11 protein-coding genes are annotated in these 15,230 nt (G+C 71.8%); 7 read left to right on the top strand and 4 right to left on the bottom strand.

Features of this window, described 5'->3' with window-relative positions:
* Positions 1 to 54: 54 nt before the first annotated feature.
* Together ACFRAV_RS15775 and ACFRAV_RS15780 are read right to left on the bottom strand one after the other, a co-directional pair.
* Positions 55 to 2,850, bottom strand: a complete 2,796-nt coding sequence (locus ACFRAV_RS15775; RefSeq protein ID WP_382555661.1) for a glycosyl hydrolase — start codon at positions 2,848 to 2,850, stop codon at positions 55 to 57.
* Positions 2,851 to 3,061: 211 nt separating this feature from the next.
* Entirely contained in the window at positions 3,062 to 4,273 is a 1,212-nt protein-coding gene (locus ACFRAV_RS15780; protein WP_382555664.1) for an FAD-dependent monooxygenase, read from the bottom strand.
* A gap of 177 nt (positions 4,274 to 4,450) precedes the next feature.
* On the opposite strand from ACFRAV_RS15780, the gene ACFRAV_RS15785 reads away from it, so the two are divergent.
* Complete coding sequence (locus ACFRAV_RS15785; protein ID WP_382555666.1) at positions 4,451 to 5,518, top strand: TetR/AcrR family transcriptional regulator C-terminal domain-containing protein; 1,068 nt, start codon at positions 4,451 to 4,453, stop codon at positions 5,516 to 5,518.
* On the opposite strand, the gene ACFRAV_RS15790 is transcribed toward ACFRAV_RS15785, so the two are convergent.
* On the bottom strand, positions 5,476 to 7,035 hold the full coding sequence (locus ACFRAV_RS15790) for a family 43 glycosylhydrolase (RefSeq protein ID WP_382555669.1): 1,560 nt from the start codon (positions 7,033 to 7,035) through the stop codon (positions 5,476 to 5,478). The genes ACFRAV_RS15785 and ACFRAV_RS15790 overlap by 43 nt on opposite strands.
* 531 nt (positions 7,036 to 7,566) lie before the next feature.
* Between ACFRAV_RS15790 and ACFRAV_RS15795 the strand changes: the two genes are divergently transcribed.
* The 5 genes from ACFRAV_RS15795 (at position 7,567) to ACFRAV_RS15815 (ending at position 13,329) form a co-directional block, all read left to right on the top strand.
* On the top strand, positions 7,567 to 8,427 hold the full coding sequence (locus ACFRAV_RS15795) for a polyphosphate polymerase domain-containing protein (protein WP_382555752.1): 861 nt from the start codon (positions 7,567 to 7,569) through the stop codon (positions 8,425 to 8,427).
* Positions 8,424 to 9,101: a DUF4956 domain-containing protein gene (locus ACFRAV_RS15800; RefSeq protein ID WP_382555672.1), complete on the top strand. Its 678-nt coding sequence runs from the start codon at positions 8,424 to 8,426 to the stop codon at positions 9,099 to 9,101. Before ACFRAV_RS15795 ends, ACFRAV_RS15800 begins: the two co-directional genes overlap by 4 nt.
* Positions 9,101 to 10,879, top strand: coding sequence for a CotH kinase family protein (locus ACFRAV_RS15805; RefSeq protein WP_382555673.1), 1,779 nt, complete (start codon positions 9,101 to 9,103; stop codon positions 10,877 to 10,879). The genes ACFRAV_RS15800 and ACFRAV_RS15805 overlap by 1 nt, the downstream gene beginning before the upstream one ends.
* Positions 10,880 to 11,053: 174 nt before the next feature.
* Positions 11,054 to 11,791, top strand: a complete 738-nt coding sequence (locus tag ACFRAV_RS15810) for a response regulator transcription factor (protein WP_382555675.1) — start codon at positions 11,054 to 11,056, stop codon at positions 11,789 to 11,791.
* Positions 11,788 to 13,329, top strand: a complete 1,542-nt coding sequence (locus ACFRAV_RS15815) for a sensor histidine kinase (protein ID WP_382555676.1) — start codon at positions 11,788 to 11,790, stop codon at positions 13,327 to 13,329. Before ACFRAV_RS15810 ends, ACFRAV_RS15815 begins: the two co-directional genes overlap by 4 nt.
* 79 nt (positions 13,330 to 13,408) lie before the next feature.
* On the opposite strand, the gene ACFRAV_RS15820 is transcribed toward ACFRAV_RS15815, so the two are convergent.
* Positions 13,409 to 14,122, bottom strand: a complete 714-nt coding sequence (locus tag ACFRAV_RS15820; RefSeq protein WP_382555678.1) for an HAD family hydrolase — start codon at positions 14,120 to 14,122, stop codon at positions 13,409 to 13,411.
* A 284-nt stretch (positions 14,123 to 14,406) separates the two neighbouring features.
* Between ACFRAV_RS15820 and ACFRAV_RS15825 the strand changes: the two genes are divergently transcribed.
* A complete protein-coding gene (locus tag ACFRAV_RS15825) occupies positions 14,407 to 15,213 on the top strand; it encodes a hypothetical protein (RefSeq protein ID WP_382555680.1) in 807 nt (268 codons plus the stop codon).
* Positions 15,214 to 15,230: the final 17 nt, after the last annotated feature.

The raw sequence follows: 15,230 nt of genomic DNA on the forward strand, positions 1-15,230 counted from the left end.
GTCACCGGCAGGAGCCGGTGACCGCCGCCCTGGGCGCCGCGATCGTCGCGATCGTCAGCTGAAGGGGATCACCACCACGGAGGTGTCCGTGCCCGTCTGGAGCCGGGCGTCCGCGTTGCCGATGGCGCTCCAGACCTCCAGCCGGACCGTTCCGCCGCGCAGGTCGCCCAGCGTGCCGGTGGCGGACTTCAGGCCGCGGGCCTGGTCGTAGCGCTCCCAGCCCGTCACGGGGTCGGTGGCGAAGTAGGCGTACGTCTCCGTCCGGTCGAAGGTGCCGTCGCCGGTCAGGTCGTAGCTGACGCGGGCCTGCTGGCCGAGCCCCACCGAGGTGCCGGCGTCGACGGCCAGCCGGAAGGAGGTCGAACCGCCCGAGGTGTACGTGCCGTTGACGCCCTTGATCTCGTAGACCAGAGGCTTGTACGGCGTGCCGTCGTGGTTGGCGCCGCCCGCCGACGGGACCGTGTCACTGGCCGCCGAGCTGCCGGTGGCCGTGGTCAGGGCGCCGCCGGTCCGCAGCTGGAAGGTGTTCCCCGAAGTGGGAGGAGTGCCCGGGTCGGTGCTGCCCCCGGGCCCGGTTCCCGTCGCGGTGGAACGCGCCGGCACGCTCAGCGTCCGGCCGTCGGAGAAGGTGACCGTCCGCGCCGAGGAGCCGTGGTTGTGCGCCACGTAGGTACGGGTCCCGCTCTTGGAGAAGACCGCCGAGGCGGGGATGTCGCCGGTCACCGAGGTGTCGGGCGCTCCCATCGAGTCCAGGCCCAGGATCCAGTGGTAGGTGTGGGCCTTCGACTCGCCTGCCTCCGGGGTGTACCCGGCGTTCCCCGCGTCCCACTTGGACTTCGCCGTCGCCGGGTCGGCCAGTGCCTGGAACTCCCAGAGGATGTCCCGCCATTCGACCGCGGGACCGCCGTTCTCGCGCTCCATCTCGGCGATGTTGCGCCGGATGGCCTCCTTGTGGGCGCCCAGGTGCAGCGAGCCGCCCGCGGTGATCGGGAGGGCGTTGATCCCGTGGATCTCCTCGGGGTTGGCCGTCCACCAGGTCGAGTAGGCGGCGCCGCTGCCCCAGACCATGCCGACCGTGTCGTGCGTGTAGGAGCCGGGGAAGACCTGCTGGTCCTTGTCGAACCAGTACTGGGCGATCGCCTCGCTCTCCGTGGTGAGCAGGTACGTGCCCAGGTCGCGCAGCGAGGTGTCCCCGGTCGCCGAGCCGTACAGCACCAGGGCGGCGCTGAGGCCGGTGGACTCCGAGGAGGACTCCTGGTTGTTGCCGGCCGCGAAGCCCTGGTGGCCGGAGGCCCAGCTGTGCCCGGCGTACACGTCGAAGCCGCGCAGGAACGGGAACGAGCTGTCGGTGCGGCTCGGGTTGGCCGTGTCGCGGACCAGCGCCTTGACCATGCCGCCCCAGGCGGAGTCCGCGGCCCAGCTCGGGTCGTACTGGGCGACGATCGCCGCGGCGTGGACGTAGTAACCGTAGTGGAAGTGGTGGTCGTTGAGCTCGGTGTCGCTGCCGTAGGACGCGGGGTAGCCGATCAGCGTCTTCCAGTCGCGGTCGTAGGAGAACTCGGTGGCGCCGCCGGCGGTGAACCACTCCTGGAGCCGGCCCTTGATCAGGGAGAGCAGGCGGTCGCGGGTCGCGGTCTCACCGATCTGGTCGGCGACCGGGACCAGTTGCGCGAGCTTGCCGAGCGCCTTGCCGGTCCAGTACGTGTCGGTGGCCCCGGAGAACGGGTCGGAGGCGTTCGCGACCTCGTTCAGGTAGCCGCGCAGGCGGGCGTTGTCGATCGCGCTGCTGCGGGGGAGCTGGGGCAGCACCGGGGCGGAACGCATGCTCGTCGTGAAGGAGTTGCCTTCACGGACCTTCATCGTGCCGCGTGGCGAGACGTAGGTGTACGAGGTCAGCGCGTCCGTCGTGTGCAGCCACTGGTGCCGATAGAGGGCCTGCAGCGCGCCGCGCTCGGAACCTTCCTTGGCCTCGGTGGTCAGCGAGTAGGTGGCCTTGACCGTGCCGGAGCTGTAGCTCCAGTCGACCTTCGAGCCGGTGACGAAGCTGAAGGCGTACTTGCGGTACGTCGCCAGCGCGTCGGTCGAGGGCAGCACGGCGAGGGAGAAGTAGTCCTTGCCGGCGAGACCCGCGGTGATCTCCGTGCCGGAGACGTTCCAGTCGGCGCCGGTCGGCGCGAAGAGGGCGTAGTGGTGGCCCCCGACGGTGATGCCGAGGACGTTGCCCTGGTCGGAGAAGACGGTGGGCGTCGAGGCGGTGTTGATCCGCGCGTTGCCGCCCGACCCCTGGGCGTACACGAAGGGCATGCCGTGGCCGATGGTGGTGCGCAGGGTGCGCGAGCCGTCGGACCAGTAGGGGGTGACTGTCCAGTCGGACCAGGAATCCGCCTTGGTGTCGGGCGAGTTGAGTCCGGTCAGGCCGAGGGTCAGGTCACGCTTGTGGGCGAACTCGTACTGCCGGCCCTCGCCGACGATCGCCGCGCTGGTCGGATAACCGACCTCCAGTCCGCCGGAGACCGCCTGGTAGGTCAGCGGGTGACCGTACATGGGGGTGGAGTACGGGTTGTCGCCGTAGCGCTGGAAGGCCAGCGAGGACCACCAGTCGTTGGTGGGGACCGGCTTGCCCTGGGCCGCGGCGGTCACCTTGGGCTTGACGGCGGTGCCGGTGTTGGTGGTGGGGCCGGAGGTTCCGGCCGGCCGGGCGTCGGAGTAACTTCCGGCGCCCACGGGGACGGTGGCGGCCGCCGCGGGGGCGGCGGCCGGACCGAGTCCGACGGCGGCCAGCGACGCGGCCACGACCAGCACGGACGCCGGCCTTAAGGCCCGTGGGGGCCGGAGGGAGGGGGCAGGCATGGGGGACACCTCTTGTCGTCACGGGGGGATCGGAGGGACGTGAGGAACGGGGGGAGGAGCTGCTCCGAGAGGCCCTGCGAGCGACCGTAGAGAGCGCTCTCAGGACGCGGGAAACGTAGGGCTCCCTGGGGTGGGTGTCAACACCTGACGCAGAGTCCGACGTCGCTCGGGCGTTCCCCACCGTCCCGGGGGAGGTGTCCTGAGAGCGCTCTCAGTCCCGGTTCCTCGCTCCGTACTCCGGCAGCGCGATGTCCCCCGCCTTCGCGAACTGGGCGGCGAGCAGGCTTCGCATCGGCCACCGTGTCATCTGGCGCATCGACAGGTCCCGCAGCCGGATGCCCGTCCGGCTCGACGGGGCGAAGCCCGCGGTCCCGCCCGGCGGGAGCTGCTGGGCCTGGGCGACGTAGGGCCGCATCACCTCGTCGTACCGCTCGAACGCCGTACGGTGGTCGCCCCGGGCCGCGGCGATCTCCCCGGCCAGGACGTAGGCGCCGACCAGGGCCAGGCTGGTCCCCAGGCCGGTGAGCGGGGAGGCGCAGTACCCGGCGTCGCCCAGCAGCACCACCCGGCCCCGCGACCACCGGTCCAGGACCACCTGGTCCATGGAGTCGAGGAAGAAGTCCGGGGCGGTCCGCATCGCCCGCAGCAGGCGGGGGGCCTGCCAGCCGACGCCGGCGAAGCGCCGCGCCACGATCTCCCGCTGTGCGTCGACGTCGCGGCGGTCGTAGGTGATCGGCGCGGAACGGAAACTGAGACCGGCCTTGACCTCGCGGGGAAGGCGGCCGGGCCGCGCGGAGGCCACCAGCCCGCCCGGCGCGTTGTGCATCAGGTACCAGCCGTCGAGGCCCAGTTCCTCGTCGGTGACGGTGAACCAGGCGTTGTAGAGCCCGAGCGGGCGCACGCACTGCCGCTCGGGACCGAAGACCAGCCCGCGCGTCACGGAGTGCGGGCCGTCCGCGCCGACGACCAGGTCGAAGCGGCGTGGCGCGGCCTTCTCGAAGGTGACGTCCACGCCGTCCGCGTCCTGGGTGATCCCCGTGACGGTGTCGTCGAAGAGGTACTCGGTGCCGGGCAGGGTCGCGTCGTACAGCAGGCGGGCGAGATCGCCGCGGAGGATCTCGATCTCGGAGACGATCCCCTCCCCGCCGAAGCTGTCGGCAGGGATCCGCACGGTGACACGGCCGGAGCCGTCGACGTTCGCCATCCCGTGCTGCCGAACCGTCTGCGCCCTGGCCCGGTCCATCAGGCCCATCCGCTCGATCACGGTGCGGCCGGCGCCGCGCAGGTCCACGGTATGTCCGCCCGGCCGGAGCAGCGGCGCGCGCTCCACCACCGTGACCGCGAAGCCCTGCTTGCGTAGCCAGTACGCCAGGGCGGGTCCTGCGATGCCGGCGCCTGAGATGAGTATCCCGTTGTTCGTCATGGCAGTGAATGTACGGCGTACGCAGATGGCGCGGCAAGCGGGAATTCTCTGCACTGTGGCGGAGTCTGTGGTGGGTGTACTAGTGCGCTCTGCGGTGCGCGGCGGAGTTGGTCGACGACGTGCCCTGTCGCGGCTAGGATGGCACGCACGACGGGTGCACTAGTGCGGGGAGGGTCGATGGGTGAAGACGCGGGACCGCGGTCCGGACGGATCGTCGACGAGTTGCGGCAGCGGATCGAGAGCGGGGAGCTGGCCCCCGGGGAGCGCGTGCCCTCCACCCGGGAGATCACCCGGCAGTGGGGCGTCGCCATGGCCACCGCGACCAAGGTGCTGACCGAGCTGCGCCGTGCGGGACTGGTGCGTTCGGTTCCGGGCGTCGGGACGGTCGTGGAGGCCAGGGGCGGCTCGTCGCACCCGGCCCGCGCGCCCCGGCCGGCCGCCGCGCAGCGCCCCGGGACGCGGTCGGTGGAGTCGCCCGGCTCCGCCGTGGCCTCCGGGCCGGCCGGGTCCGCGGCTTCCGCCGGGCCGTCGGGCTCCGTGGGCGGGCTCGCCCTCGGGCGGATCGTCGCCGCGGCCGTCACGGTGGCCGACGAGGAAGGGCTGGCGGCGGTCTCGATGCGCCGCGTCGCCGCCGAGCTGAAGGTGGCGACCATGTCGCTGTACCGGCACGTGGCCGACAAGGACGACCTGCTGACCCGGATGCTGGACACCGCCATCGCCGAGCAGCCGCTCCCCGCCGAACGGCCGGCCCACTGGCGTACGGCTGTGGAGCTGGCGTCGCGGCAGCTGTGGGGCCTCTTCCGCCGTCACCCCTGGCTGGCGCCGGCCATGTCGGTGACCCGCCCGCAGATGGTCACGTCCGGGATGCAGTACAGCGAATGGGTGCTGGGCGCCTTGAACGACGAAGGACTCGACCTGCAGTCCGCCTTCACCGCGCACCTCACCCTGCTCAACCACGCCCGGGGCATCGCCGTCCACCTGGAGAGCGAGCGGGAGGCCGAGGCGCACAGCGGTCTCGACAGCGAGGAGTGGATGGACGGTCAGGAATCCGCGCTCCTGGCCGTGCTGGAGTGCGGCCGGCTGCCCCTGCTCGCCCGGGTCGCCCAGGCAGGTTACGACCTGAACCTGGACGACCTGTTCGAGTTCGGGCTCCAGCGCCTGCTCGACGGCCTGGCCCTGCTCCTCGGGCAGGATCCGTCCGGTCAGCCGGCCGGCGCCCCCTCGGGTCCGTCCGTCCCCCGGTAGGTGAACGAGGTCACCGCGAGTTCGCCCCGCGCGCAGGTGAGGCCGACCATGCGGCCGGTGAACCCGCCCGCCACCTCCGTCGACAGGTAGCGCCCGTCCAGCCTGCCCAGCTCGCGGAACCCCTCGGGCCCCACGACGCCGGCCACGATCTCGTCCGGGCCGGGGATGTGGGCCGGGGATGGGCCGGACGGCTCCACCGTGCGCAGCTCCAGCGTCACCCGCGGGACCGACGGCGGTTCGCCTGCCGCAGGCTCGCCCGACGGCGGTTCACCCACCGCCAGTTCACTCACCGACAGCGCGCCGAGGACCGCGCGCGCCTCGCCGATCGTGGCCACCGCGCGTACCGTGCCGTCGCCGGCCTCGACGGTGACGGCGTGCCGGTGGTCGACGCGCAGCTCCAGACCGCCGACGCCGTGCGAGGCGGCCAGGTCCAGCGAGGCGCGGGCCGTCATGGTGAAGTGCTCCTGGCGGCGGCCCACGAACGTCCGGCCGCTCCCGCCGCGGGCCGTCAGCCTCCGGACGCCGCCCTCGTCGGGGCCGAGCACGTCCGCCGGGAACCCGCCGGCCGCCACCCAGGACAGCGGGAGATCCCCCGCGGTCAGCTCCTCGTGCTCCTCCGGGCGTCCCCCGTAGGGCGGCTCGACCGGTTCGCCGGCCCGGGGCCAGCCGTCGTCGTCCCAGACGATCTCGCAGGCGAAGGTCTCGCGGCCCAGCACGTGCCAGTGCGGGGTGCCGCCGCGGGCCCGCACCCCGAGGAACACCATGGCCCAGCTGCCGTCGGAGCGCCGCACCAGATCCGCGTGCCCGGTGTTCTGCACGGGGGTGTCGAGGCCGCGGGCGGTCAGCACCGGGTTGTGCGGGCAGGGCTCGAAGGGGCCGGCCGGCGACGGGCCGCGGGCGACCGTGACGGCGTGCCCGCGGTCGGTGCCGCCCTCGGCGACGACCAGGTACCAGTGGTCGCCGATCTGGTACAGGTGCGGCGCCTCGGGGTACTTCCCGCCCGTGCCGCTCCACAGCTGCCGCGGCTCGCCCAGCACCTTCCCGGCGACCGGATCGACCGGGACCTGGCGGATCACGGTGCGTCCGACGTCGTCGACCCCGGACCAGGTGACCAGGCAGGTGCCGTCCTCGTCCCAGGCCAGGTCCGGGTCGACGCCGGACGGGGTGTCGATCCACACCGGGTCCGACCACGGACCGGACGGATCGTCGGCGGTGACCAGCAGCATGCCGTCGCGGTCGCTGAAGTTGGTGGTGATCATCCACAGCCGCCCGTCGTGGTACCGCAGCGTCGGGGCGAAGATGCCGCCGGAGGGTCCGGCCCGGTCCAGGGCGAGCTGCGACGGCCGGTCCAGGACATGGCCGATCTTCTGCCACGTCCGCAGGTCCTCGGAGCGGAACAGTGGCACGCCCGGCGCGTACTCGAAGCTGGAGCAGACCAGATAGTAGATGCTCCCCACCCGGCAGACGCTGGGGTCGGGGTGGAACCCGGAGATGACCGGGCGCTCCGGCAGTCGCATGAGCAAGCCTCTCGGGAAGGGGCGGGCGGTCGGCGGGTGGACGGATCAGGTCGTGACCCGGCAACGGCCTCGAGTATTGATCAGCCCCAGGGCCGGTGCGTAGGTCCTTTCACGCCGTGATCGGCAGGACGCCCGTCGTGCCCGCCCCGACCGGCGGACGTGCGGTGACGCCGCCGACGGGTCCGGGGCGGGCGCCGGGCTTCGGTCGTCCGCCGGGCTCGCTGTCCGCCGCGCTTCGGTCGTCCGCCGGGCTCGGGATTTCTGCCGGGTTCCGGTCACTCGCCGGGCTTGGGTCTTCCACTGGGTTCCGGCCGCCCGCCGGGTTCCGGCCGCCCGCAGGGCTCGGCTCCTCGCCGGGCTCCGGCCGCGCCCCGGTCGGGTACGCCTCGTGTTCGGCCCCCGGCCACCTGGCGTTCTCTCCGGACTGCCTCGCAATTCTCGGCGTTCTCTCACACAACGCTGCTTCCGTATGCGGTGCCGGTCGACGGCATCGCACGACGAAGGAGGCACGCGGTGGCAGAACCACTGCACGTGGCCAGCAGGCTGCACGCGTTCAACCGGTTCGAGCTGAAGTACCTCGTGCCGGTCGAGGAGGCGGCCGGGATCAGGGACGAGCTGGCCGAGCGGATGGACCGGGACGCCCACAGCCCGGTCGGAGGCTACGGCGTGTGGAGTCTCTACTACGACACCCCACAGCTGCGCTTCTACTGGGAGAAGATCGAAGGCCTGAAGTTCCGGCGCAAGCTGCGTATCCGGCACTACGGGGACCTCGACGGCGTGACCGACGAGTCCCCGGTGTGCGTGGAGATCAAGCAGCGGGTCAACCGGGTCACGCAGAAGCGCCGGATCACGTTGCCCTACGGCACGGCCCGGCGGCTGTGCGACGGACGGGAACTGGTCGAGCACTCCGCCCAGGAGAGCGCGTTCGTCCAGGAGGTCCTCGAACTGGTCGTGCGGCTGGACCTGCGGCCCACCGCGATCACCGGCTACCAGCGTGAGGCGCTGGTGGGGCGTGACGCGGACACCGGACTGCGGGTGACCTTCGACCGGCGGGTCCGGGGCCGCGACCGTGACTTCGACTTCGCCCTCCCGCACCCGGAGAACCGGTTCACAATCCCGCCGCACCTGTCGGTGATGGAGATCAAGGTGAACGAGCGCACCCCGCACTGGATCACCGACCTGGCCGCGCGCCGGAACCTCAATCTCGTCCGGGTGTCCAAGTACGTGCAGTCCATCGAGGCGTTCGGCCTCGCTCCCCGGTCCGTCTTCCACGTCCACGAGGCGGACTACCCAGCTCCCCCCACCCCCACGACCCCGACCACCCCCACCATCGAGCCGCTGCCCGGGCAGCGGCCGGCGTCCGAGGCGCCGGTAAAGGCAGGAGCACAGTGAACTTCGATCTGCAGGAACTCAGCGGCACGTTCAGCGTCGCCGACGTCGTCGCGGCCATGGCGCTGTCGTTCGTCCTGAGCACGTTGATCGGCTACGTGTACCGGTACACGCACCGCAACGTCTCCTACAGCCAGTCCTACGTCCAGACGCTGATCATCGTGGGCATGATCGTCGCCCTGATCATGCTGGTCGTCGGGTCCAACCTGGCCCGGGCGTTCTCCCTCGTCGGCGCCCTGTCCGTGGTCCGCTTCCGCAACGCGGTCAAGGAGACCCGGGACGTCGGCTTCATCTTCCTCGCGATGGCGATCGGCATGGCCTGCGGCGCCCGGTTCTACACGCTGGCCGCGGTCGGCGCCGTGGTGATCTGCGCGGTCGTCCTGGTCATGTTCAAGTTCAACTGGTTCGCGCTGAACGTCCAGCGTCAGGTGGTCAAGGTGCAGGTCCCGGCCGGCGAGGACTACGCGCCCGCCATCAGCGACGTGCTCATCAAGTACACCACCGAGTTCGAGCTGGTCAGCACCGAGACGATCAGGGGCGGCGCGCTCACCGAGGTGTTCTACACGGTGCGCATGAAGAAGGGCGCCGAGCCCGGCGAACTGGTGAGCGCGCTGCAGGAACGCACCTCCGGACAGCGGGTGACCGTGCTGACCGGTTACGACACGACCGATCTGTGATGGCCGGCGACGGCACGGCGCGCGGACGCCGCCTGCGCGACCGCCTCCCGGTCCGGCTGCGGCACCACTGGAAGCCCGTGGGCGCACTGTGCGCGGGGCTGGCGGTCATGGTCTACGGTTTCGGCGACGCCCGCGTCTCGCCGTACGTCACCTCCGCCTCCGCGGCGGAGGGCGACCCCATCACCGAGAACGTCCGGGGCACAGTCGGCCTGTACGACACCTCGGTCGCCCACTCCGTGCAACTGGAGTACGACCAGACCGAGTTCGACAAGATGATGAAAGAGTTCACAGAGGACGGGAACAAGGAGTACGTCAAGGCCGACCTCACGATCGACGGGGCCCACCTCGAGGACGTCGGCATCCGCCTGAAGGGCAACTCCACCCTGATGTCGCTCCGCGGCGGCGGCATGGGCATGCCCGGCGGCGACCGGACCGCGCCCGACGGAGCCGCGGCCGGACAGGATGCCCCCCAGCCGCCGCGGAACCGCGGGAACGCGGCAGGCGGGAACGCCCAGGGCGGGAACGCGGCAGGCGGGAACGGGTCTGCGAAGGACGGCACGGAGGGTGCCGCAGGCGCAGGCGCGGGTCCTGGAGGGGGCAGGGGCGGCGGCATGACGCAGTACGACCTGTCCGAGGAGAAGCCGGAGGAACTGCCCTGGCTGATCAAGATCGACGAGTACGTCGAGGGCCGCGCCTACCAGGGGGAGCGGGAGATCTCGCTGCGCCCCGGCAGCGGGGACGAGGTGCCGGTCAACGAGGCCCTCGCGCTGAACCTGATGGACTCCAGCGGCCTGAAGAACGAGCGTTACTCGTTCACCGAGCTCAAGGTGAACGAACGGCCCGTGACCACCCGGCTGATGGTCGAGAATCCCGACACCGAGTACGCCGAATCCGTCGGTGACGGCAACGGGGTGATGTACAAGGCGCGGGCGGGCGGCAGCTTCGACTACCAGGGCGACGACCCGACCGACTACGAGAGCTCCTTCAAGCAGCTCAACAAGGTCGGCAGCCAGGACCTCGAGCCGGTCATGAAGCTCATCAAGTGGCTGGACCAGGCCTCGGACGAGGAGTTCGAGAAGGACCTCAGCAAGTATGTGGACGTCGAGTCCCTCGCCACCTACGTGGCGGCGCAGAACCTGCTGCTGAACTTCGACGACATGTCCGGGCCGGGCAAGAACTACCTGCTGTGGTACGACCTGGACACCAAGAAGTTCACGGTGCTGGGGTGGGACTACAACCTCACCTTCTCCGGCGACGCCACGGCGGGCCCCGACGACGAGATGAGCATGGGCGGCGGCATGTTCGGGGGTGGTCCCCCGGGCGGTGCCACCGACGGCGCCGCGACGGAGGGGACGGCCGGAGGCCCGCCGGAGGGGATGCCCGAGGGCTTCCCCGAAGGTTTCCCGGAGGGGATGCCGGAAGGTTTCCCGGGTGGAGCGACGGGAGGGCCGGGCCAGGGCGGTGACGCAGGCCAGGAAGGTCAGGGCGGCGGTCAGGGCAGGGGCGGCATGGGCGGCGGCGCCTTTTCGGGCCACGCGCTGAAGGACCGCTTCCTGGAGTCCGACGCGTTCGACGCCGTGTACAAGAAGGCGTACCAGGAGCTGTACGAGAAGTTCTACGGCTCCGGCGCCGCGACGGCCACGCTCGACCGCGTCGCCGACCAGGCACGCGAGGCGGGAGCCGACGGCACCGGCCTGGAGTCCGCCGTCAAGACGCTGCGGACGACCGTTACCGAACGCACCGAGGCGCTGGCGAAGGACGAGGAGGTCGGCGGCTGACCCACCGCGTGAGGACGGAGCCCGGGGACAGGGCTCCGTCCTCACGCGCAGGCCGGAGGCCGTGGAGACATGCCCGCCGCGAGCGCCGTCCGCGACCGGCCGCGGGTAACGTCCGGTACGGGCCCACGCCCCGGCACGCCGTGGACCTCACTGAAGAACGGATCGCACAGCACCATGATCGAGCACTCCGAGGCGGAGCCGCGGCACCGGCTCCTCGTCGTCGAGGACGAGCCCAGCATCCGCACCCTGCTCGAGTCGACCCTGCGGCTCACCGGCTACCGGGTGAGCAGCGTCGACTCCGGCCGGGCGGCCCTGACCGAGGCCGAGCGCCTACAGCCGGATCTGATGCTGCTGGACGTGATGCTCCCCGACCTGGACGGCTACGAGGTGACCCGCCGGCTGCGCGAGACCGGAAACCAGGTGCCGGTGCTGTTCCTGACCGCCCGCACCGGCGTCGACGACCGCATCAAGGGCCTCAGCGCCGGCGCCGACGACTACGTGACCAAGCCCTTCAACATCGAGGAGGTGCTGCTGCGCATCCAGGCGATCCTGCGGCGCACCCTCGGCACCGAGGCCCTGCTGCCCGACACCGTCCTGCGCTACGCCGACCTCGAACTGGACGAGACGGCGCACGAGGTGCGGCGGGCCGGCGAGTACCTGCAGCTGTCGCCGACGGAGTTCAAGCTGCTCTCGTACCTGATGGACAACGCCGGCCGGGTGCTGAGCAAGGCACGGATCCTCGACCACGTGTGGGGCTACGACTTCTCGGGCGACACCCGGGTCGTGGAGACCTACGTCCGGTACCTGCGCAAGAAGGTCGACAGGTTCGAGCCGCCGCTCATCCATACCGTCCGGGGCGTCGGCTATTGCCTGCGCCTGCCCCGTCCGCACGAGGGGAACACGGACCGGTGAAACTGCCCCGCACGCCGGCCCCCCGTTCGCTGCGCGGCCGCCTCGTCCTCGGCGTCACCGTGCTGGCCACGGTGGCCGTACTGGCCGCCGAGCTGGTCGGCTTCTTGGTCCTGCGGTCGTGGCTCATGGACCGTGTCGACCAGCAGCTCGCCGAGTTCGAGCCGCGGCCGCCTTCCTTCCGCGACGCCCGCAGGCCCGGCGGACTGCCGCCCGTCGAGGGCCCCGGCTCCCTGCCGTCGGACTTCCGGGTCTACTTCTACGACGCCGCCGGCAACCGTCTGGAGTACTCGCTCGGCTCGAACGACCGGCCAGGGCCCCGTCTGCCCGACACCCTGGAGGACCTCCAGCTGACGGAGGGGCACCCGCAGACGGTGGACGCCGCGTCCGGCGACGGCAACTGGCGCGTGCTGCTCAGGCCCGGACCGCAGGGCGTGAACGCCGTCGTCGCCCTGCCGCTCGACACCGTCGACGGAGCCACCTCCAAGGTCCTCTGGATCGATGCCCTGCTGCTCGCCGTCACCGTCGCCGCCCTGTTGGCGCTGGCCCGCGGAGTGGTCCGGCTGGGGCTCCTGCCGCTCACCCGGATGGAGCGCGCCGCCGGAAGCATCACCGCGGGCCGGCTCGACCGGCGGCTGCCCGACACCGATCCGCGCACCGAGATCGGACGGCTGGGCCTCGTGCTCAACACGATGCTCGACCGGCTCCAGGCGGCGCTGAAGGAACGTCAGGCGTCGGAGGACCGCATGCGGCAGTTCGTCGCCGACGCCGGACACGAACTGCGTACCCCGCTGACCGCCATCCAGGGCTTCGCCCAGCTCGCCCTGCGCCCCGGCGCCCGCTCCGCGCAGGAGCGGCGGGAGGCCGACCGGCTCGTCGCGCAGAACGCGGAACGCATGGGTCTGCTCGTCGACGACCTCCAACTGCTCGCCACGCTGGACCGGCGGCCCGCCTACCAGCGCGAGAACGTGGACCTGCTCTCCCTGGCGGCGGACGCCGTGAGCACCGCCGTCATGCACCGGGGGAGCCACCCGGTGGACCTGGAACCCCTCGATGGGGGAGAGGGCGGTGACGGCTCCCGGGAACTGGACGTCGTGGAAGCCCTGGGTGACCCGCACCGGCTGCGGCAGATCGTCGAGAACCTGCTGGCGAACGCGCACGTCCACACCCCGGCCGGCACCCGCGTCCACGTCAGGGTCGGCGAGGGTCTGGCCGGCCCCGGCGTCGGTGGGACCGACGCGCCCGGACGCGTCAGCACCACCCGGCCGTTCCTTCCCGGCACCCGGATCGCCGTCGTCGAGGTCGCGGACGACGGCCCGGGTCTGACGGCGGGGGAGGCCGAGCACGTCTTCGAGCGCTTCTACCGGGCCGACCCGTCCCGCTCCCGCGCCCACGGCGGTTCCGGTCTCGGCCTGGCCATCGCGGCGGCCATCGCCGAGGGCCACGGAGGCCGACTGGAACTCGACCCGGGCCCGGGCACCGGGGCCACCTTCCGGCTGGTCCTGCCCAGCTCCCGGAAGGCGTCTCCCGCGGCCGGGTAGGCGAAGCACGCACTGTTGCCGAGAAATGCCGAGGAATGGCGAGGTGCCCCCGCCGAGCCGTTCCGCGCCGAGGAGGCCGTCAGACCGGGTCAGCGACTGCCGGTGACGTCTCCACGAGCGTCAGCACCTCGGTCAGCGTGGACAGAGCCGGGCCGGGCCAGTCGTCCTCGCGCGCGTGCGCGTCGTTGTCGGCCCAGTCCGCGGCCCGCAGCATGAACGCCCGCATGCCGCAGTCGGACGCGCCGGTGAGTTCGTCTCCTCCGCCGTCGCCGATGTAGAGGCAGTCCTGCGGAGCGGCCTCCAGGTGTCCGGCGATCAGGTGGAAGAGTCGCGGATCGGGCTTGCGGCGGCCCTCCTCGCAGGAGAGCACGCGTGCGTCGACCAGATCGGCCACCGGCAACTGTGGCCACGTCTCGGCCAGTTCCGCGGTGCAGTCGCTCAACACGCCCACGCGCAGCCCGCGAGCGCGCAGTGCGGTCAACGTCGCGGCCGCGTCGTCGCGCAGCACGAACAGCTCCCGCTGTGCTGCCGTCCGCGCGGCGCAAGCGGCTGCGAGGGCCTCGTCACTCGGGTCGGCTCCGCTGCGGAGCGCGAGCGTGCGGAAGGTCGCCGCCAGGTCGCCCAGACTTCCGGTCGCCCGTTCGAGAAACGACGTGTCCAGGGCCGCGCGCCACGTGCGGGCGGGAATGCCGAGGGGAGCCGCGCTCCGCGCCGCGTGGTCGTCCCAGACGTGCGTCGGTGTGCTGGGGGTGAGAGTCCCGAAGAAATCGAAGATGACAGCGGTGATGGGCATGCCCAGGGACCCTAGCGGCCAAGGACCGGTCAGCCACATCGATCCGTCGGACTCGACTTCCTCGGGCTCGACGCGGAAGGTCTGGGCATGCGCCGAGTGCAGCGGAGCTTTCTCGTGTCAGCCCAACGGCTCACTGCTGATGCAGGTCGAGCGGCTCGATGTCGGTGCTGTGCCGTTCACTTGCCCGCATGGACGCCTTCGCTCTGCGCGCCCGTCTGAACGACGTCCGGCGCGCGCCCGAACTGCACTGCCCGCTCCCCACTCACGGGGCAGGACATGTCTGTGTGTCCAGTGCCGCGGAGGATCTGTTCGAGCTGGAACGCGTCGCCGCGGAGGTGATGGGCGGGGCGGGTCTGCCCGTACGCGCGTGGATCGTCGGGGGTACGGCGGCAGGGGTGCCCGACGGCCCGCCGGTGGGCGGGGAGGGCGGGCTCCCCATCGGCGGAGAGGGCGGGCTGCTGGAGCTACGCGGGTGGGCGCTGGCCGACCACTGGTGCGGATACGGCGTGACGGCCACCGCGGATGGCCCGCGCCGGGTCGTGGTCCTCGCCCGGCGCGCGTCCCCCCGCCCGCCCGGTGGCGGGTGGGTGGCGTCGCTGAGGGAGGCCACGGGGTGGACGGAGCCCGACCGGTGCGGCGTCGACTGGGCCGCGACAGAGGCAGCACTGGGCACCGCGCTGCCCGGCGACTACAAGGCCATCGTCGACACCTTCGGTAAGGGCAGCTTCGACGAGTACCTGGACCTGTTGGTGCCGGGTGGGCAGGGCATGGACCTGGTCTCCTGGGGCCAGAGCATGGCACGGTACGCCGACCTGTACAGGCCCTACCCGGTCCACCCCGCGCCTGGCGGAGTGCTCATCTGGGGGGCGTCCGAGCAAGAAGTGACCTTCCACTGGCTGACCGGACCGGCTGATCCCGACGACTGGCCGGTTCTGGTGCAGTACATGGGCGGTGAGTGGCAGCGCTTCGACTGCGGAACCGGCGAATTCGTGCTGCGACTGCTCACCGACCGCACCTCGCCCTTCGCCTTCCCGCCCTCCGCCGGACCGTTCCCCCACTGGTTCACTTCCTGGGAGCGGCCCGCGCGCTGAGCCTGCTCACGACGTGC

It is taken from the genome of Streptomyces sp. NPDC056600 (assembly GCF_042792855.1).
GTDB lineage: Bacteria > Actinomycetota > Actinomycetes > Streptomycetales > Streptomycetaceae > Streptomyces.

Coding starts and splice junctions, on each gene's coding strand:
- ACFRAV_RS15780 (WP_382555664.1), bottom strand. CDS start 4,273: ATGACGAACAACGGGATACTCATCTCAGGCGCCGGCATCGCAGGACCC.
- ACFRAV_RS15775 (WP_382555661.1), bottom strand. CDS start 2,850: ATGCCTGCCCCCTCCCTCCGGCCCCCACGGGCCTTAAGGCCGGCGTCC.
- ACFRAV_RS15805 (WP_382555673.1), top strand. CDS start 9,101: ATGGCCGGCGACGGCACGGCGCGCGGACGCCGCCTGCGCGACCGCCTC.
- ACFRAV_RS15790 (WP_382555669.1), bottom strand. CDS start 7,035: ATGCGACTGCCGGAGCGCCCGGTCATCTCCGGGTTCCACCCCGACCCC.
- ACFRAV_RS15810 (WP_382555675.1), top strand. CDS start 11,054: ATGATCGAGCACTCCGAGGCGGAGCCGCGGCACCGGCTCCTCGTCGTC.
- ACFRAV_RS15820 (WP_382555678.1), bottom strand. CDS start 14,122: ATGCCCATCACCGCTGTCATCTTCGATTTCTTCGGGACTCTCACCCCC.
- ACFRAV_RS15785 (WP_382555666.1), top strand. CDS start 4,451: ATGGGTGAAGACGCGGGACCGCGGTCCGGACGGATCGTCGACGAGTTG.